At 68.0% G+C, this 18,345-nt stretch carries 15 protein-coding genes; 7 read left to right on the top strand and 8 right to left on the bottom strand.

Annotation, left to right across the window (positions count from 1 at the left end; genetic code table 11):
• The first annotated feature begins 2 nt into the window (after positions 1–2).
• The 4 genes from TY25_RS33915 to TY25_RS33900 all read left to right on the top strand — a co-directional run bounded on the left by TY25_RS33915 (position 3) and on the right by TY25_RS33900 (position 4,522).
• Complete coding sequence (locus tag TY25_RS33915; RefSeq protein ID WP_042263317.1) at positions 3–809, top strand: ATP-binding cassette domain-containing protein; 807 nt, start codon at positions 3–5, stop codon at positions 807–809.
• Entirely contained in the window at positions 806–1,870 is a 1,065-nt protein-coding gene (locus tag TY25_RS33910; RefSeq protein ID WP_042263248.1) for an ABC transporter permease, read from the top strand. The genes TY25_RS33915 and TY25_RS33910 overlap by 4 nt, the downstream gene beginning before the upstream one ends.
• 34 nt (positions 1,871–1,904) lie before the next feature.
• Entirely contained in the window at positions 1,905–2,879 is a 975-nt protein-coding gene (locus TY25_RS33905; protein ID WP_042263246.1) for an ABC transporter substrate-binding protein, read from the top strand.
• Positions 2,880–3,133: 254 nt separating this feature from the next.
• On the top strand, positions 3,134–4,522 hold the full coding sequence (locus tag TY25_RS33900; RefSeq protein WP_226887418.1) for a M28 family peptidase: 1,389 nt from the start codon (positions 3,134–3,136) through the stop codon (positions 4,520–4,522).
• A 204-nt stretch (positions 4,523–4,726) separates the two neighbouring features.
• Here TY25_RS33900 and ilvA read toward each other — a convergent pair whose 3' ends face one another.
• The 3 genes from ilvA to TY25_RS33885 form a co-directional block, all read right to left on the bottom strand.
• A complete protein-coding gene (ilvA, locus tag TY25_RS33895; protein ID WP_042263242.1) occupies positions 4,727–5,962 on the bottom strand; it encodes a threonine ammonia-lyase in 1,236 nt (411 codons plus the stop codon).
• Positions 5,963–6,041: 79 nt separating this feature from the next.
• Positions 6,042–7,208, bottom strand: a complete 1,167-nt coding sequence (locus tag TY25_RS33890; RefSeq protein ID WP_052383379.1) for a serine hydrolase domain-containing protein — start codon at positions 7,206–7,208, stop codon at positions 6,042–6,044.
• Between the two features lie 144 nt (positions 7,209–7,352).
• Positions 7,353–7,703, bottom strand: coding sequence for a hypothetical protein (locus tag TY25_RS33885; RefSeq protein ID WP_042263240.1), 351 nt, complete (start codon positions 7,701–7,703; stop codon positions 7,353–7,355).
• 308 nt (positions 7,704–8,011) lie between these two features.
• Here TY25_RS33885 and TY25_RS33880 point away from each other — a divergent pair, with 308 nt between their 5' ends.
• The gene (locus tag TY25_RS33880; RefSeq protein WP_042263238.1) at positions 8,012–8,533 is read left to right on the top strand and encodes a hypothetical protein; all 522 of its coding nucleotides are present in this window, start codon (positions 8,012–8,014) and stop codon (positions 8,531–8,533) included.
• On the opposite strand, the gene idi is transcribed toward TY25_RS33880, so the two are convergent.
• The 3 genes from idi to TY25_RS33865 all read right to left on the bottom strand — a co-directional run bounded on the left by idi (position 8,511) and on the right by TY25_RS33865 (position 11,594).
• Entirely contained in the window at positions 8,511–9,083 is a 573-nt protein-coding gene (gene idi / locus TY25_RS33875; RefSeq protein ID WP_052383378.1) for an isopentenyl-diphosphate Delta-isomerase, read from the bottom strand. The genes TY25_RS33880 and idi overlap by 23 nt on opposite strands.
• Positions 9,080–9,952 carry a geranyl diphosphate 2-C-methyltransferase gene (locus TY25_RS33870; RefSeq protein WP_042263235.1) on the bottom strand — a complete coding sequence of 291 codons (873 nt, stop codon included), beginning with the start codon at positions 9,950–9,952 and terminating at the stop codon, positions 9,080–9,082. The genes idi and TY25_RS33870 overlap by 4 nt, the downstream gene beginning before the upstream one ends.
• 235 nt (positions 9,953–10,187) lie before the next feature.
• On the bottom strand, positions 10,188–11,594 hold the full coding sequence (locus TY25_RS33865; protein ID WP_042263233.1) for a family 2B encapsulin nanocompartment shell protein: 1,407 nt from the start codon (positions 11,592–11,594) through the stop codon (positions 10,188–10,190).
• 488 nt (positions 11,595–12,082) lie between these two features.
• Between TY25_RS33865 and TY25_RS33860 the strand changes: the two genes are divergently transcribed.
• Positions 12,083–15,064, top strand: a complete 2,982-nt coding sequence (locus TY25_RS33860; protein ID WP_088606921.1) for an acyl-CoA synthetase — start codon at positions 12,083–12,085, stop codon at positions 15,062–15,064.
• Positions 15,065–15,180: 116 nt separating this feature from the next.
• Positions 15,181–15,780 carry a class I SAM-dependent methyltransferase gene (locus tag TY25_RS33855; protein WP_042263309.1) on the top strand — a complete coding sequence of 200 codons (600 nt, stop codon included), beginning with the start codon at positions 15,181–15,183 and terminating at the stop codon, positions 15,778–15,780.
• Here the strand turns inward: TY25_RS33855 and rffA are convergent.
• Together rffA and TY25_RS33845 are read right to left on the bottom strand one after the other, a co-directional pair.
• On the bottom strand, positions 15,777–16,916 hold the full coding sequence (rffA, locus tag TY25_RS33850) for a dTDP-4-amino-4,6-dideoxygalactose transaminase (protein ID WP_042263231.1): 1,140 nt from the start codon (positions 16,914–16,916) through the stop codon (positions 15,777–15,779). The genes TY25_RS33855 and rffA overlap by 4 nt on opposite strands.
• Positions 16,906–18,018 carry a glycosyltransferase gene (locus TY25_RS33845; protein WP_052383377.1) on the bottom strand — a complete coding sequence of 371 codons (1,113 nt, stop codon included), beginning with the start codon at positions 18,016–18,018 and terminating at the stop codon, positions 16,906–16,908. Before TY25_RS33845 ends, rffA begins: the two co-directional genes overlap by 11 nt.
• Between the last annotated feature and the right edge of the window lie 327 nt (positions 18,019–18,345).

The following is an 18,345-nucleotide window of genomic DNA, read 5'->3' as shown; positions in this document are numbered from 1 at the left end:
CGATGACCTCGGACGATGCGGCGAAAACGGCCGATGCGTCCGCGGCATCGGTGGTCGCGTTGCGGGCCGAGGGACTGGTGAAGCGGTACGGCGGTGTCGAGGCGCTGCGCGGCGCGAACTTTCAGGTGAGCGCGGGCGAAGTCGTCGCGTTGATCGGAGACAACGGCGCGGGTAAATCGACGCTCGTGAAATGCCTTTCCGGCGCCGAACAACCCGATTCCGGGCAGATTCTGCTGGACGGCAAGCCGGTGGTGCTGAATACCCCGACGGCGGCCCGCAAACTCGGCGTGGAAACCGTCTATCAGGATCTCGCGGTGGCCCCGGACCTGGACCCGGCGGCGAATCTGTTCCTCGGCCGGGAGCTGGTGCGCAAAGGGTTACCCGGCAAGCTCGGCATGCTCGACCGCACCGCGATGAGAGTCCAAGCGGTCGAACACTTCCGGCGGCTCGGCGTGACCCTGCAGAGCACCGACGTGCCGATCGGCTCCCTCTCGGGCGGCCAGCGGCAGAGCGTCGCGGTCGCCAGGGCGGTGATGTGGGCGAGCAAGGTGGTGTTCATGGACGAGCCGACCGCCGCGCTCGGCGTGGTGCAGCGCGAGCGGGTGCTCGACGTGATCCGCCGGGTCCGCGATCAGGGCATCGCCGTGGTGTTGATCAGCCACAACATGCCGGAGGTGCTGGCGGTCGCGGACCGCATCGAGGTGCTCCGGCTGGGCAAGCGGGTGGCGCGGTTCACCGCGGCCGACGCCACGCTCGAACAATTGGTGGGCGCCATGACCGGCGCGCTGTCACAGGAGGAAGCGGCATGACGCGCCCCGGCGGTTCCCAGGACGTCGCAGGCGAGGCGACCGGCAACGGCGCGGTCGAGCTGCCGCAACGCACTGTCCTGCAACGGCTCATGGGCGCGAGCACGGTGTGGATCGGCGTGGTGCTGGTCGTGCTGTGCATCGTGTTCAGCGTGCTGCGCCCCGACGCGTTCCCCACCCGCTTCACCTTTCAGACACTGCTCATCGAAACCTCGGTGCTGCTGGTGCTTTCGGTGGGCATGACGTTCGTGATCATCACCTCGGGCATCGATCTGTCGGTGGGCATGGTGCTGATCTTCGCGGGCGTGATCGGCGCGAAGACGATGGAGGCGCTCAGCCCCGACCAGGACGCCACCAACGCGGGCTGGGGCATCATCGGCATCGGCTTCCTGCTTTCGGTTGTGGGCGGCGGTGTCTGGGGCCTGGTCAACGGAGTTCTGGTGGCCAAGGCCAAGATTCCGCCGCTGATCGTCACGCTCGGCTCGTTCGGCGCCGCGCTCGGTGCGGCACAGCTGATCACCGGCGGCGTCGACACCCGCACGGTGCCCGAAAAGCTGCGCAACACACTGGGTTTCGGTACCACCCTGGGCGGCGTGCCGAACCTGGTCCTGGTCGCCACCGTGGTGACCGTGCTGGCCGCCTGGGTACTGCACACCACCCGTTTCGGTCGCTACACCTATGCCATCGGCTCCAACGAGGAGGCCGCGCGCCGCTCCGGCATCGCGGTCACCCGGCATCTGATCACCGTCTACCTGCTCACCGGGGTGCTGGCCGGGTTGGCCGGTTTCATGAATCTGGCCTACTTCGGCACCACCACGATCGGCGGCCACACCACCGACAACCTGGACGCCATCGCGGGCGTGGTGATCGGCGGCACCAGCCTGTTCGGCGGTGTCGGGTCGATCGTCGGCACGGTGATCGGCGTGTTCATCCCGTCGGTGCTGAAGAAAGGGTTCGTCATCGCGCAGGTGCCGGTGTTCTGGCAGCCGATCGCGGTGAGCGTGGTCCTCGTCGCGGCGGTCTGGTTCGACCAGCTCCGGCGCCGGGCCCGGGATCGGAAATAGGTATGGCAACAACAGAAATGGCGGAGGTAGCCGAATGAGGGTGGCGAAGCGGACCGCGGTGGTGATCGGCGCGATGGTGTCGGTCGGCGCGCTGCTGGCGGGTTGCAGTGGGCAGGTGAGTAATTCGGGCAGCGGCGACAGCAAGAAGCTGGTGCTCATCCCGGGCGTCGCGGACGAGCCGTTCTACATTTCGATGCAGTGCGGCGCGCAGGACGAGGCCTCGAAGCTCGGCTACAAGCTGGACACGCAGGCGCCGACCAAGTTCGACGCGGGCACGCAGACCCCGGTGCTGACCGGCGTGGTGGCGAACAAGCCGGGCGGCATCCTGATCGCGCCGACGCACGCGACCGCCATGGCCAATCCGATCAAGCAGGCCAAGGACGCGGGCATCAAGATCGTCGAGGTGGACACCGCGCTGGACGACACTTCCGTTGCGCTGTCGTCGATTTCGTCGGACAACAAGAAGGGCGGTGCGCTCGCGGCGCAGACCCTGGCGAAGCTGGTGGGGGACAAGGGCCCGGTGCTGGTGATCAACACCAAGGCGGGCACGTCCACCACCGACGCCCGCGCGCAGGGCTTCGAGGAGGCGGTCAAGAGCTTCCCCGGTATCACCTCGCTCGGCGTGCAGTACAACAACAACGAAGCGGCACAGGCGGCTTCGATCGTCACCGCGACGCTGGCGGCGCATCCCGATCTCGCCGGTATCTTCGCCACCAACCTGAGCTCCGCCGAGGGCGCGGCCACCGGCCTGCGCAACGCGAACAAGCTCGGCCAGGTGAAGCTGGTCGGCTTCGACGCCAGCCCGAAGCAGGTCGAGGACCTGAAAGCCGGTACGGTGCAAGCCCTTATCGCCCAGGATCCCGCTGGCATCGGGGCGAAGGGCGTCGATCAGGCGGTCGCCGCGATCGAGGGCAAGCCGGTGACCCGGACGATCCAGACCGACATGATCGCCATCACCCAGGCCGATATGGAGGCCAACTCGAAGTATTTCTACAAGCGCAAGTGCTGACCACTGCCCGATGAGGGGCCGACCGGGCGCGCACGCGTCCGGTCGGCACGGGCGGGAAAACCTGGCACACAGCCGCTTTCCCCACTATCAACTGGGGTTTCATCACAGTGACGCATCGGCTTAATCTTCCGACCATCCGGGATTCATCCATCCCTTCTGGAGGAGCCGATATGCCCCGCATCTTCCCCCGAGACAGGGCCGGCCGCGTTATCGCCGCAGCCACCGCTCTGCCCGTCGTTTTCTCACTCGCGCTGATGGGTTCCGCGTACGCGGAACCCGGCGCACCGCCCGAGCGGCAGTTGGCCGACTCGATCAAGGCGCCCGCCGTGAAGCAGCACCTAGATCGGTTCCAGGCCATCGCCAACGCCAACGGCCGCACCCGCGCCGCGGGCACCGCCGGCTACGACGCTTCGCGCGACTACGTGGCCGGTGCGCTGCGCCAGGCCGGATATCAGGTGACCTTGCAGCCGTTCACCTTCCAGTCTTTCCGGGAACGGACGACGGCGGTCATGGAACGGGTCTCCGGCGGCGCTACCAGCTATAAGGCGACCCCGGCGGACCGCAGCCAGCTCGGTGATTTCGCCACCCTGACCTACTCGGGCTCGGGCGAGACGAAGGCCCCGGTCCAAGGCGTCGACCTGGCCTTGTCGCCGCGCGGCGAGGCGAACGCCTCGACCTCCGGTTGTGAGGCAACGGACTTCGCGAAGTTCACCCGCGGCAATATCGCGCTGCTGCAGCGCGGCACCTGCACCGCGGCGGACAAGGCGCGAAATGCCCAGGCGGCCGGCGCTTCCGGCGTGATCATCTTCAACGAGGGGCAGCCGGGCCGCACCGACGCCTTCACCGAGGCGCTCGACGAAAAGGGCATCACCGTGCCGGTCGTCGCCACCAGCTACGCCGTCGGCAAAGACCTTGCCGGCCAGGCGAACTCGGTGGTCCGGCTCAAGACCGACACCGAGGCGCTGCCCGCCACGACGCACAACGTGATCGCCGAATCCCCGCAGGGTAACGCGGAGAAGGTCGTGATGGCCGGTGCGCACCTCGATTCCGTGCGCGCGGGCGCCGGTATCAACGACAACGGTTCCGGCAGTGCGGCGTTGCTCGAGATCGCGCTGCAGATGGCCACGTCCACGCCGAAGAACAAGGTTCGCTTCGCCTGGTGGGGCGCCGAGGAACTCGGCCTGGTCGGCTCGAAGTTCTACGTGAACAACCTGTCTCAGGCCAATCGCAACCGCATCGCGCTCTACCTGAACTTCGACATGATCGGTTCGATCAACTACGCCTACAAGATCTACGACGGCAGGCAGGGCCCGGCCGGTTCGGCCCAGATCGAGCAGAACTTCATCCGATACTTCACCTCGAAGGGTCTGCCGTACGGGCGCACCGCGCTCGACGGACGGTCGGACTACGGTCCGTTCATGCGGGTGGGTATCTCGGTCGGCGGCCTGTTCACCGGTGCCGAAGGCATCAAGACCGCGCAGGAGCAGCGGCAGTTCGGCGGTCAGGCCGGGCGGCCGTACGACCCCTGCTACCACCGTTCCTGCGATACGACGGCCAACATCAGTGACAAGGCGTTGACCGACAACGCCGGCGCGATCGCCGACGCGATGCAGACGTACGCAGCAGCCGACGTGCTCCCCTGAACGAATATCGTTCGGTAACAGCTCGATTCGTTGGTACCCACCCGTGTCGCCGTCCTCGGCCGAGGACGGCGACACGGCTGCGGGCGGTACGCGACAGCCGCCCGCAGCGCATGTTTCGTCACCGCGCGTGCGTGTCCGTCGACCAACACGCGCGCGGGGCGACAAAAGGTGCGCGCCGGCGAGCCCATTGCGCCGGTCGGCTGTCTAGTCCTCGACGCGAACCGAGTAGCCCGCGTTGGTCAACGCGGTGAGGACGTCGTCGCGGTGCGTGTGGCCGCGGGTCTCCAGCGTGAGCGAGACCTCGACCTCGTTGAGCGCCAACCACGTACCGGTACGCGAGTGTGCGACGTCGACCACGCTGGCACCGGTCTTGCCCACCACCGCGAGCAGCGCGCTGAGCCCACCGGGCCGGTCCGCGATCGTCACGCGCACCGCGAGATAGCGGCCCGCCGCGCTCAAGCCGTGGCCGATCAGCCGGGTGAGCAGCAGCGGATCGATATTGCCGCCGGACAGGATCGCGCACACCGGCCGGGCCAGGTCCAGATCCAGATCGGCTGCGGCACAACTCATCAGCGCCGCGACCGCCGCCGCGCCTGCGGGTTCCACGATCAGCTTCGCGCGTTCCAGACAGAGCAGCAGTGCTTTGGACAGTGAGTCCTCGTCGACCGTCAGCATCGTCGAAACATGCTCGGCGACATGGGCGAACGGCACCTGACCCGGCTGACCGACCGCGATGCCGTCGGCCATCGTCGACATCCGCGCGACCCGCACCGGCTTGCCCGCGGCCAACGACCCGGGCCAGGCCGCCGCCTCGGCCGCCTGCACGCCGATCACGCGCACCTGCGGCGCCAGCTTGTGCAGGGCCACCGCGACCCCGGCGATCAGCCCGCCCCCGCCGGTCGGCACGAGCACCGCGCCCAGGTCGGGGACCTGCTCCAGGATCTCCAGCGCCACCGTCGCCTGCCCGGCCACGATATCCGGGTGATCGAACGGATGGATCAGCGTGGCGCCGGTGCGTTCGGCGAACTCCCTCGCGGCGTCCAGGGAATCCTCGATGGTCTCGCCGACCTGTCGCACCTCGGCCCCGTAGGCCTTGGTGGCCGCCAGCTTCGGCAGCGACGCGCCGACCGGCATGAACACCGTCGAGGCGAGGCCCAGCGAGGCAGCCGCCCAGGCCACGCCCTGCGCGTGATTGCCCGCACTCGCCGCGACCACGCCGCGCGCCCGGTCCTCGGCGGGCAGATTGGCGATCCGGTTGTACGCGCCGCGCGGTTTGAACGACCCGGTGCGCTGCAAGTTCTCGCACTTGAGCAGCACCTCGGTGCCGACCCGCTCCGAGAGCACCCGCAAGGTGACCATCGGCGTCTTGCGCATCACCGGCGCGAGCAAGGCCGCGGCGGCCTCGATCCGTTCCATACCGACCAACTCCATGCCGCACATGCTGCCACCTCGGCCGCCATTCCTCTCACGAATCTTCGGCCATTTCTCCTTTACGCCGAACGAAGGACAACGGCGCGGTTCACCGTTTGGCGAGATTGTGGGCCAGCGCGCCGAGCCGGGCCAGCCGGGCATCGCCGAGTGGGGTGACCCTGCTGCCGAGCCGGTTGGTGACGAAGGCGAGCCCCACTCCGGTGGCCGGGTCGGCGAAGGCGCCGGAGCCGCCGAGTCCGAAATGGCCGAACGCCGAGATGGGTTCGGCCTTGGACGGCTTCATCGGCACGCCGTGGAAGCCGAGCGCCCACGGGATGCGCAGGGCGAGAACATAATCGGGGGTGAAGATCTGGCGTTCGGACATCGCCGTGATGGTCTCGGGGCGCAGCAGCTCGAAGCCGTCGAGCGTGCCGCCGTTGGCGAGCGCGCCGTAGAGCCGCGCGAGGGCGCGGGCGCCGAAGACGCCATTGACGCCGGGCATCACCGAATCATGCAGGCGCGGATCGGCGATCAGTTCCGCGAAGCCGTTCGGGGTGGTGTCCATGGCGGCCGCGAACCTGGTCCTGCGGGCGAGCCGGCGGCTGTTCTCCCAGCTCATTCCCGCCACGGTCAGCCGAGGGAAGTTGGTCGCGATGCGTCCGCGCTCGGCTTCGGGCACCCGGAACCAGAGTTCTTCGGCGCCGAGCGGTTCGGCGATCTCGGTGCGCAGCACGTCGGTGAACTTCGCCCCGCTCACCCGGCGCACCAGCTCGGCCACCAAATGCCCGAACGTGATGCCGTGATAGCCGCTGGTGACCAGTCGGCGCGGATCGGGCGTCGCCGCGGCCAGGGCCTCGGTCACCGCCACATCGTCGAAGAAGCGTTCCACCGGTCCGGGCAGCAGATCCCGCAGCCGATGCAAACCCGCTCGGTGCGTGAGCAATTCGCGCACCGTGATCCGATCCTTGCCCGCCGCACCGAATTCGGGCCAGTAGGCGGTGACCAGCTCGTCGTAGTCCAGCAGGCCGCGCTCGGCGAACCGGTGCAACAGCGTGCTCGCGACACCCTTGCCCGTGGAGAACGCCATGGCCACCGTGTCCTGCGCCCACGGCACGCCGGGCCGCGCGAACCCGGCCCAGACATCGACCACCGGCACGCCGTGCTGATAGACCGCCAGTGCGCCGCCGCCGTCGGCGGGCCGGCGGAACAGCCGGTCGAACTCGGCGACCAGCGTCGCGAACCGGCGATCTACGAACTGTGCTGCCGAAACCGTCATCGCAAACTCTCTGTCGTACGGATCGATTCCAGGATGGCATGCCCGATCGAAGCACCCGCACACCCGCCGATGTCCGCGGCACGGACCGACCCGAGCATGCCGATGCCCCGCACGCGTGGGGCATGCGGGGCATCGGGGGAGGGGTTATGCCGCTACTGCGGTTCGGAGCAGGTGTAGTGCGGTGTCCGGGTCGTCCACGTCGACGACGAGGCGGGTGAACGCGGCGCCGGCGAGTTCGATGCGCAGCGCGCGGCCGTCGAACCTGGTGTCCCAGAATTCTTTTCGGCCCTTGCCGCGGAAGGTGCCCGCGGCGATCACGCCGGGGAAGAAGGTGCCCGGCGTACGCAGCCACGGCGGGCGCAGGTCCACCTCGGCCTTGGTCACCGCGGTGATATCGGCTAGATCGAAGGTGATCTGCTCACGTAGCGCGAGGACCTGATGCCCACCGAGCACCTGGATCGTCACGGTCGTACCGGTGACCTCGACTTCAACCATTGCGCACCTCACTTAGCCGACAACTTGCTACGGCTCCCAGGATGCAAGACCGACCTGGTCATAGCCTGTGCCGTTCCTATGATTTCTCTCAGGATTGTCAACATGCTCCTACGTAGATATGCGCATCTAGACATTTGAGCCACTCTGGGCGGCCGGTCGCCAATGCCTGTGTGGCGGGACGAAAACCGCAAGGACGGTATGAGATTCTCGTCATGCTCGTGCTCCACCCGCTCCGGCAAGGTCCAACCCGATCGGCGACCTGTGGGCAGGTCGCTTCCCGGGATCCGCCCGCGAGAAGAGGTGCCGCGGTGTTGCTGCTCGGCAATTTCGCCCTGACGGCGGCGGTGTCCGCCACGTTGCTCGGCCCGTTCTTCCCGGGTACGGCGTCCGCGTTGCCGCCGGCGGGCACCTGCGCGGGCGGTGATTTTCGCTGGACCGCCGTCGACGGCGCGATCGATATGTCGCCGGACACGCTGACGTTCACCTCGGTCGGCGTGCTGCAGGACTGTTCCGGCGGTCCCGAGGGCATCACCGGCGGTACGTTCACGGGCACGCACATCGCGACCTCGGACTGCATGCATCCGGCGGACGGCCCGATCACCGTCGACGTGCTGTGGTCGAACGGGGAGACGAGCAGGCTGTGGGGCCAGTGGCCGGTCACCATGCAGCAGCCGACCGTCGGCCCGCTGGCGGTGGTGGCCGGACTCGGCCAGGGCAGCACGGTCCGGATCACCGCGGCCTACGAGATGACGCCCGAGATGATCGGGGGCTGTCTCGGCCCGGGCCTGCGCACCGGCGTCGGCCGGCTCAGCGCGGCGACGTTCCAGTGACCGCCTGCTCGGCGACATCGAGAACGCCCGCCAGCCACGGCGTGTAGCTGCCGGGGTCGGCGATCAGTTTCTCGCGCAACGCATCCGGGTGGATCCACGCGTAGTCGGCGACCTCGGCCGGGTCCGGGCGAGGCGCCCCGGCGGTGAGCTTGCCGACCAGCACGTGGTCCCATTCGAATTCGACGCGACCGGTGGCCGAGTCCTCGGCGTGGTAGCGATAGACGCCCACCTCGGTGAGCGCGGTGGCCAAGCCCATCTCCTCGGTGAGGCGCACCGCGGCTGCGGCCTCGACCGCTTCGCCCGGTGCGGGATGCCCGCAGCAGGTGTTGGCCCACTGTGCCGGGAAGCGGGTCTTGACCGCCGCCCGCTGCTGCAACAGCACCCGCCCGTCCGCGTCGTAGAGCAGCACCGAGAACGCGCGGTGCAGCCGGCCCGGCGCCTGGTGCGCCAGCGCCACCGAGCACGTCCCGACCGCGTGACCTGCGTCGTCGACGAGCTCGACGAGCAGGGCCTCGCGGTCGGTCAGCGGCTGGTCGGCAGAGTTGGTCACCTGCCTACCTTATCGGCGGCGATCAGCAGGTATTGGAAGCTGCCCTCCTTGTACGCGGTCAGGAACGGCTTCTCGACGCCGGTCGCGAGCTCTGATTTGGTGCGCAGTTCCCAGTAGGGGATGGTCGCCGCGGTGAGGTCGGTGACGCCGATCGGCACCAGGCCGTTGTCGGCCATGGCCCGGAAGTACTCGCTGCGCGGATGGATCATGCAGCCGTAGTGCGCGTCGATCCAACTGACCGACGACGAGCGCCCGCCGGTGAGGTCGTTGGAGCAGCCGGTGATGCAGACATAGCGGCCGCCCGGTTCCAGCAGCCGGGCGAATTCGCGGAACAGATCGAACAGGTCGACGTACATCGTCGTCTCGTTCGTCCAGATGGCGCGCCTCGACCACGGCTCGAACCCGGTTTCCAGCATGTTCCGGAAATGGAACTGCACCTTGTCGGCGACGCCGCGCTCGGCGGCCTGCTCGTTGGCGAAGCGCACCTGGTATTCGGAGATGGTGACGCCGTCGACCGCGCAGCCGAAACGCTGGTTGGCCATGAAGCTCGTCCCGCCACGGCCCGAGCCGCCGTCCATCAGCCGGTCCCCGGGCCGGACGTCACCGAGATTGTCGAGCAGCAACTCGGCCTGCGCGGTCTCCAACCGGTGCAGTTCCTTGACGATGCGTTCCTGCCTGGTCTCCTCGGGCCCGGTCAGGACCGACAGATCGGGGGCGCCGATACCGTAGTGATGGTGGTAGAGCCCGTCCACCTCACCGAGTTTCGTGTTGACCCGATCGTCGTTCGGGTTGTTGTTCCAGTACGCGGCGACCGACTCCTGGTAGCTGGTGCGGAGCACGGCATCGGTGTGCGGGTTCAGCGTGGTCATGCGAGATCATCCCCTTTGGTCACGGTAGGGCTCACATTGCGGGACTGCGTCGTTCTGGTTGTCGGGTCGGTGGTCAGGTGTCGCTGTAGCGTCTGTTGCCGGCATGCCAGGCGCGCTTGCCGGCCGTCCCCGGATCCGGAGCGCGATCAGCGGCTCCGGTTCGGGCGAATCAGCTTGCGCGAGAGCGGGATCGCCGTCCGTCGCGCGGGAGAGCGCAGATATGGCTGTGTACCCGTCAGTCGGCTTGGCGGGCGACCAGGACGTTGTCGAGCACGCCGAGCGCGTCCGGGACCAGCACGGCGGCGGAGTAGTAGCAGCTGACCAGGTACGAGATGATCGACTGATCATCGATCCCCTTGAACCGCACATTGAGGCTCGGCTCGTACTCGTCCGGTATGCCGATCTGGTGCAGGCCGATCACACCCTGGTCCTTCTCGCCGGTGCGCATGGCCAGGATCGAGGTGGTCGCGGTGTCGCTGACCGGGATCTTGCCGCACGGGAAGATCGGCACCCCGCGCCAGGCGGGCACGCGGTGGCCGTCCACATCCACCGGGTCCGGATACAGGCCGCGTCTGCTGCATTCACGCCCGAACGCGGCGATGGCTTTCGGGTGTGCGAGAAAGAGTTTCGTGCTGCGGCGCATGCTGAGCAGTTCGTCCATGTCGTCCGGGGTGGGCGGGCCGGACTCGGTGTAGATGCGCTGTTTGAGATCGCAGTTGTGCAGCAGACCGAAATCGGGATTGTTGACGAGGTCGTTCTCCCGGCGTTCGTAGAGCGCCTCGACGGTCAGGCGCAGCTGCTGTTCGACCTGGTTCATCGGATCGTTGAACAGGTCGGCGACCCTGGTGTGCACACGCAGGACGCTCTGCGCCAGGCTGAGTTCGTATTGCCGCGGCGCCGAGTCGTAGTCGACGAAGGTGCCGGTGAGCATCGGCTCCCCGGCGTGGCCGGACGCGACTTCGATATCGGCCTCGCCCTTGTGGTTCTGCGGCTGGGTGGACACCGCGGCGACGCGCGAGAGTTGCTCGCGTAGCGCGGGCGCGTTCTCGATCACTTCGTCGAGGGCTTGCCGGGGCAGCACGAGAGCCGTTGTCCGCGTGACGGTCTTGACGGTGGCCGGCCAAATGGCATCCGGATCGGTCAGCGTTTGTTCGCCGAAGAAATCGCCGCCCGCCAACATGCCGAGTTTGGTCTGCTCGCCGTATTCGCCGGAGCCGAGTTTGCTCAGTTTTCCGTGCACGATGAGCACGACCTGATGCATCGGATTTCCGAATTCGGCGACCACGGTGCCCGGTTCCAGTTCGCGCTGCTCGAAACGGTCGGACAATGCGCGCAGCACTTCTTCGTCATCGAAACCGCGCAGCGGCGGAAGTTCTTGGAGTTCCAGAGGAATGACGCGCGCCTGTGACCCGTCGACGATGAATTCCACCTCGCCGTTGCCGACGGTGTGCGTGAGGCGCCGGTTCACCCGGTACACACCGCCATTGACCTGGGTCCATGGCAGCATGCGGGTGAGCCAGCGCGAGCTGATGCCCTGCATCTGCGGTTCGGATTTGGTGGTGTGCGACAGTTTGGCGGCGGCGGAGGTACTGAGGCTCTTGCGGACATTGTTTTCCGTGTGGACGGGCATTTCGATAGTCATGCGTGGTCCTCCCCTCGAGATAGGGCACCGATACGATGAGATCGAAGACGGCTTTACTGCACCACGAATAAGCGGGCAGGAAACCCGCGAAAGCTACGGTGAACGAGCGAAATGTCTTACACGACAGTGTGTTCCAGACGGCCCGAGTTTAGTCCGGGCGGTCGGGCCCGCGCAGCCGAATATCGCAGATGCCCGTGCCGTGATTCGGATGGTCACGACACGCGACCGATCGAAACAACGCCGGATAACGTTGTGCGCACGAACCGTGATTCGGCGGACAGATCGCGCGGCGATAGCTACCCTGGCGCGTCGCGAACGGCGCGCGAACCGACATGGATCGGGTCACAGCAGCCACATAGTGGACACTTGGTGTGGGAAGCTCGACGGAACATGTAGTCGGCGTACTTCTCGGGGACCGGAAGGGACTCCTTTTCGGCGGAGTGCGCCGGTCATGTGTGCCACGTTCTAGGGTAGGGCCAGGAGCGATTGTGAAGTTCAGCGCGAAGGATTTGGTCGGGTCGGTGCAGCGGTTGATGGCAACCGCGCAGAACGGCCTCGAGGTCATCCGCTTCGGCGGGTTGACCCATGATGTCGAGTCGTCCCCGTTCGAGGTGGTCGAGCGCCGGCGCATGTACCGGCTGCGGCACTACTTCCCGGACGACGCGACCCCGAACCGGCCGGTCGTGCTGCTCGTGCCGCCCTTGATGGTGAATGCCGACATCTGGGACGTGAACGCCGAGGACGGCGCCGTCGGTATCCTGCATCGCGGCGGAATCGATTGCTGGGTGGTCGATTTCGGCTCGCCCGCGAAGGAAGAGGGCGGCTGGGAGCGCGACCTGGCCGACCATGTGCTCGCGGTGAGCAGCGCGATCGATGCGGTGACCGAGGCGACCGGCAGCAGCGTGCACCTGATGGGGTACTCGCAGGGCGGCATGTTCGCCTACCAGGTCGCCGCCTACCGGTACGGCAAGGGCGTGCAGAGCATCGTGACGTTCGGCAGTCCCGTCGACATCGTCGCGGGCATGCCGTTCGGCCTGCCCTACGGCATGGTCTCCGATGTCGCCGATTTCCTGGCCGATCACGTGGTGACGCGGCTGCCGATCACCGATTCGATGGTGCGGATCGGCTTCCAGATGCTCGACCCGATGAAGACCGCGAAGGCCAGGCTCGACTTCCTGCGCCAGCTGCACGACCGGGAGGCGTTGCTGCCCAAGGAGCGGCAGCGCCGGTTCCTCAACAGCGACGGCTGGGTCGGCTATGCCGGTCCGGCCGCCGCCGATCTGCTCAAGCAGTTCGTCGCGCACAACCGTTTGATGTTGGGCGGCTTCGTGATTCGCGATCACCCGGTCTCGCTCGCGGAGCTGAAGTGCCCGATCCTCGCGTTCGTCGGCGAGGTGGACGATATCGGTCAGCCCGGCGCGGTGCGCGGCATCGTGCGGGCCGCGCCGAACGCGGAGGTCTACGAGGCGACGCTGGTCGCCGGGCATTTCGGTCTGGTGGCGGGCAGCACCGCGACCAATCACACCTGGCCGCTGGTGCGCCAGTGGGTCGACTGGCTCGAACGAGACACCCTGCTGCCGCCGCAGATCCATCCGATGGTCGATCAGGTCGAGACGAACCGGCCGCGTTCGGCGGCCACCCGCGTGGTGCACACCGCGGCCTCGCTGGCCGAGGCGGGCGCGGGCGTCGGCAAGGCGCTGGAGGGTATCGCGAACAACACCGTGCGCGGCTCGGTGGAGCTGGCGGGGGAGGCCGCGCGGGCGCTGCCCCGGCTGACCCGGCTCGGCATGATCCAGCCGCACACCCGGATCTCGCTCGGCAGGCTGATCGCCGAACAGGGCAGGCGCGCCCCGCTGAAGGACCTGTTCCTCTTCGACGACCGGGTGCACACCAACGCCGCGGTCAACGTGCGCATCGACAACGTGGTGCGCGGGCTGATCTCGGTTGGCATCCGCCCGGCGATGCGGGTCGGCGTGATCATGGAAACCCGGCCGAGCGCGCTGGCGACGGTCGCCGCGCTGTCGCGGCTCGGCGCGGTGGCGGTGCTGCTCGCGCCCGGCAGCGAACTCGTCCGCGCGCTGGAACTGACCCATGTCGACACGGTGGTCGCGGATCCGGAGAACCTGCGGCACGCGGCGGGCACCGGTGCGCGGGTGCTGGTGCTCGGCGGCGGGGACGCCCGGCAGCTCGATCTGCCGGCCGACGGCCAGGTGATCGACCTCGAGCAGATCGACCCCGCGCAGGTGAAGCTGCCCGGCTGGTACCGACCCGACCCGGGGCTCGCCCGCGAGCTGGCGTTCGTGCTCGTCACCGGCACCGGCGACCGGCTCGAGACCAAGTACATCACCAACCATCGCTGGGCGCTGTCGGCCTTCGGCACCGCGACCACCGCCGACCTGAATCGCAGGGACACGGTGTATTGCCTTGCGCCGCTGCATCATTCGTCCGGTCTGCTGGTCAGTCTGGGTGGTGCGATCGCGGGCGGCAGCCGGATCGCGCTGGCCCGCTCGCTGGATCCGGCCCGGTTCGCCGAAGAGGTGCACCGCTACGGCGTCACGGTGGTCACCTACACCTGGACGATGATGCGCGACATCCTCGACGCGGACGTGTTCCCGGCCGGGCCGTATTCACCCACCCCGGCTGCCAACCACCACTGGCATCCGATTCGGCTGTTCATCGGCTCCGGCATGCCCTCGGGGCTGTGGCGGCGCACCACCGAGCAGTTCGATCCGGCACGGGTGGTGGAGTTCTACGCCTCCATCGAGGGCGACGTGGTGCTGGCCAATGTGCAGGGCGCCAAGCGTGGTTGCAAGGGCAGGCCGGTCCCCGGCACCGCCCGGGTGGAGCTGGTCGCCTACGACCCGGTCACCGAGGAGATCCTGACCGACGAGGCCGGCTACGCCCGACGCTGCGCGGACAACGAGGTCGGCCTGCTGATCGGTAAAGCGTCCGAGGGCATCGACATCTCCGCGGGCGGGTTGCGCGGCGTTTTCGCGCCCGGCGACTCGTGGATGCCGACGGAGAACCTGTTCCGCCGCGACAGCGACGGCGACTACTGGCTGATCGACCGCAAGGACACCGTCATCCACACCGCGCGCGGACCGGTGTTCGGGCAGCCGATCGTCGACGTGCTCAACGATGTCACCGCGATCGATATGGAGGTCGCGTACGGGCTGGACACTGGCAAGAACTGCATCGCGGTCGCCGCGGTGTGCGTACGCAAGGGCTTCCACTTGGAGCCCAAGGACGTGACCGAGGCGTTGCGCGCGCTCGATCCGGACCAGCGGCCCGATGTGGTCCACGTGGTGGCCGAGATTCCGCGCAGTGCCTCCTACCGCCCGTCCACCCGTGCGGTGCAGGCGGCGGGCCGCCCTGAGCCGGGCCCGGACACCTGGTGGTACAACCGGACTTCGGACGCCTACGAAATCCTCACCGAGGCAGACGCGGCCGCCGTGCTCGGCGACCGATAGCCGTTCGCGCGCCGCCGATTTCACCTGCTCGAGCCGCCCGCATGTGCGGGCGGCGGCCGCGCGCCGTAGCATCCCACGCTGACGTTGCTGTCCGATTCTGTTCACAGGGGTATTTGGTGCGATCGAGCCTGATCTACCGCAACGCCACCGTCTACGAGCTACTGATGCGTGCGCTGTACGGCCGGCACTACGCGGCCCGGTACCGCGCCGTCGAGGCGCTGGTGCCGGCGGGCGCGAGCGTGCTCGACCTGTGCTGCGGTCCGGCGACCCTGTACACCCGGTATCTGCGGCAGAAGTCGGTCGACTACACGGGATTGGATCGCAACGACGGTTTCGTCGCGAAACTCACCGCGGCGGGCGGGCAGGGCCGAGTCTGGAATCTGAATTCCGACACACCGCTGCCCGCGGCGGACTATGTGCTGATGCAGGCCAGCCTCTATCACTTCCTGCCCGATCCCGCGCCGGTGCTCGACCGGATGCTGGCCGCGGCGCGCAAACAGGTGATCATCGCCGAACCCGTGCGCAACCTGGCCAGCAGCGATAACCGGGTGCTCGCGCTGCTCGGCCAGCGTTTCACCGACGCCGGCGACGGCGCGCAGGCGCACCGCTTCACCGAGGCGACGCTGGACGAGTTCTTCCAGCGCTACGCGACCCGCATCGACCAGCGCTCACTCATCGCGGGCGGCCGCGAAAAGCTGTACGTCCTCGACGCCTAGACCGTGAACTCCGTGACCGCCGCGACCACGCGACTGATCTGATCGTCGGTGAGATCCGGCCAAAGCGGCAGGCGCACAACGGTTCCGGAGAACTGCGCGGTCCGCACGCAGGGCTGCGGGGTGCGGCCGAGCTTCAGCCCGGCCGGGCTGGAATCCAGCGGCACATAGTGGAACGGCGCCACGATGCCCTTGCCGCGCAGATGCGTGATCAGGTCGTCGCGGCGGTCCTCGTCGGGCACGCGCAGGTAGTAGAGGTGCGCGGTGTGCTCGCGATCGCCGGGCACGGTCATCAGCCGAACGTCGTTGCGGGCGGCCCAGTCCGGCAGTGCGGCGGCGTAGGCGTCCCACACCCGGTGCCGTCCGGCCTGGATGGTGGCGAACTCGTCGAGCTGCGCGTCGAGCACGGCGGCGTTCAGTTCGCTGGGCAGGTAGCTGGAACCGATGTCCTGCCAGGAGTACTTGTCCACCGCGCCCCGCAGGAAGCGGGCGCGGTCGGTGCCCTTCTCCCGGATGATCTCCGCGCGCGCCATCAGGATCTCGTCGGTGAGCAGCAGCGCACCGCCTTCGCCGCAGTGCACGTTCTTGGTGTCGTGGAAGCTCAGTGTGCCGAGCGCGCCGAGGGTGCCCAGCGCGCGTCCGCGCCAGCGGCCGCCGAGCCCGTGCGCGTTGTCCTCGACGATGGCGAAGCCGTGCGCGTTGGACAGTTCGAGCAGCCGCTCCATGTCCGCGGCGACACCGCCGTAGTGGATGACGACGACGGCCTTGGTGCGGTCGGTGATCGCGGCCGCCACCGATTCCGGATCGATATTGCCGGTCTCCGCATCGATATCGGCGAACACGCAGGTCGCGCCGCGCAGGGCCATCGCGGTCGCGGTGGAGGTGAAGGCGAAGCTCGGCACGATCACCTCGTCGTCCGGGCCCAGCTCCAGCAGCAGACCCGCCATCTCCAGCGCGGAGGTGCACGAGGTGGTGAGCAGCGCGTGCGGCGCCTCGGTGATGGTCTTCAGCTTCGCGGTCGCCGACGCGGTGAACGGACCGTCGCCGTGACTGTGATCGGAGCCGAGTACGGCCGCCAGATTGGCCAGTTCGCGCTCGGCCCGGAACGGGCGGCTGAAGATGATGCGGTCAGTGGTCAACCCGGTCGTTCCCCCTGTTGGCGGTGGTGGTCAAGGTCCGCAGTTCGGCGGCGGGATCCTCGACTGCGGAGGGTAGTGCCTGCGGACGCGGTGTCGGTGAATCGACGGTCAGGTAGAGCGGCTTACCGACCAGAATGTGCAGTGCCACGCCGAGGTACTCGGCGATGAGCCCGAGCGAGAACAGGATGGCGCCGGACACGAGCAGCAGCACGACGATCATCGACGCCCAGCCCTCGGGCGCCCAGTTGTCGGTGGTGAGCGCCTCGTAGACGATGAACGCGGCGAGCAGCCCGCCGCCGAGCGCCAGCGTCACGCCGAGCATGCTGACCAGGCGCAGGCCGCGAGTTCCGCTGCACAGCACCATCTTCCAGAACAACGAGAACAGCCGGCGGTAGTTGTAACCGGACTCTTCGCGGCCCTCGGCGCGCAGCACCACCGGCACTTGCGCGACATTGCCGACCACCCAGGTGAGCGCGACATCGAGGTACACCCCGTTGGACGCGACCTCGGCGAGCTGGCGGCCGATGGCGCCGCGGATCAGCCGGTAGCTCTCGAACCGGGTGGAGTCGGGGAACGCGAACAGCGTCGCGAGCACCAGCTTCGCGCCGCGCGAGGTGAGGTTGCGCAGGAAGCCGTGCGGGCGAGTGTTGCTCGGCTTCGAGTAGACCAGTTCGGCGCGTTCGGTCAGCGCGGCGTCGAGGAAGGTGCCGATGAACCGCGGATCGTGCTGACCGTCCTCGTCCATGGTGACGATCCAGTCGCCGTTCGCCGCGGACATGCCCGCGATGGTCGCGGCGTCCTGGCCGAAATTGCGGCTGAGCCAGATGGTGCGCACCTCGGGGTAGGCGCGCTCGAGTTCTTGCAGCACCACATCGGAGCGATCCGGTCCGTGATCGTGCACGAGGATGATCTCGTCGACCTGGAAGGTGACCCCACCCGGGGTGGTGCTGGGGCGGGTGAGTTCGTGGAGTTCGGCGACCAGCCCGCCGACGGTGTCCTCACCCCGGTAGATCGGCACGACGACGGAGATGCCGTGCGATCGGGCGGACCGGCCGTTCGGTACGACGGCGGAACGGGGCGTCTGATTGGACGGAATCGGCATCAGCTTGATCGACTTTCGATGACGGTGCGTGCCGGTAGCTCCCGCGGGACAGCAGGGCCCGAGCCGTCCAGAACTCTAGCATGGTGCGGGTTTCCGATTCCGGGGCAGCACATCCCCCCATCATCATCGCGGCGGCGGGCTGATGCCAAGTGCCACACCGCTGTGTAGGGTTTGGAACTCGTGACGGAAAGCGCAGTGTCGAGGGTGGTGCTCACCGGGTCCGCCGAGGTCAACACGGCTACTTCTGCCGAACCGCCCGCGCCTGCCGGATCGGAGGGGGCCGCGTCGGCGCCCGAGCCCGCAGCAGAGGACCGCTCCGCTCGTCGC

The organism is Nocardia brasiliensis NBRC 14402, assembly GCF_000308475.2.
In the GTDB taxonomy this organism is placed as follows: Bacteria; Actinomycetota; Actinomycetes; order Mycobacteriales; family Mycobacteriaceae; genus Nocardia; species Nocardia brasiliensis.
This window is presented reverse-complemented; position numbering and strand designations above follow the sequence as displayed.

Bases quoted from the DNA above. Each gene is read 5' to 3' on its own strand.
- TY25_RS33915 (WP_042263317.1), top strand. From the start codon at position 3: ATGACCTCGGACGATGCGGCGAAAACGGCCGATGCGTCCGCGGCATCG.
- TY25_RS33910 (WP_042263248.1), top strand. From the start codon at position 806: ATGACGCGCCCCGGCGGTTCCCAGGACGTCGCAGGCGAGGCGACCGGC.
- TY25_RS33905 (WP_042263246.1), top strand. From the start codon at position 1,905: ATGAGGGTGGCGAAGCGGACCGCGGTGGTGATCGGCGCGATGGTGTCG.
- TY25_RS33900 (WP_226887418.1), top strand. From the start codon at position 3,134: ATGGGTTCCGCGTACGCGGAACCCGGCGCACCGCCCGAGCGGCAGTTG.
- ilvA (WP_042263242.1), bottom strand. From the start codon at position 5,962: ATGTGCGGCATGGAGTTGGTCGGTATGGAACGGATCGAGGCCGCCGCG.
- TY25_RS33890 (WP_052383379.1), bottom strand. From the start codon at position 7,208: ATGACGGTTTCGGCAGCACAGTTCGTAGATCGCCGGTTCGCGACGCTG.
- TY25_RS33885 (WP_042263240.1), bottom strand. From the start codon at position 7,703: ATGGTTGAAGTCGAGGTCACCGGTACGACCGTGACGATCCAGGTGCTC.
- TY25_RS33870 (WP_042263235.1), bottom strand. From the start codon at position 9,952: ATGACCACGCTGAACCCGCACACCGATGCCGTGCTCCGCACCAGCTAC.
- TY25_RS33865 (WP_042263233.1), bottom strand. From the start codon at position 11,594: ATGACTATCGAAATGCCCGTCCACACGGAAAACAATGTCCGCAAGAGC.
- TY25_RS33845 (WP_052383377.1), bottom strand. From the start codon at position 18,018: ATGCCGATTCCGTCCAATCAGACGCCCCGTTCCGCCGTCGTACCGAAC.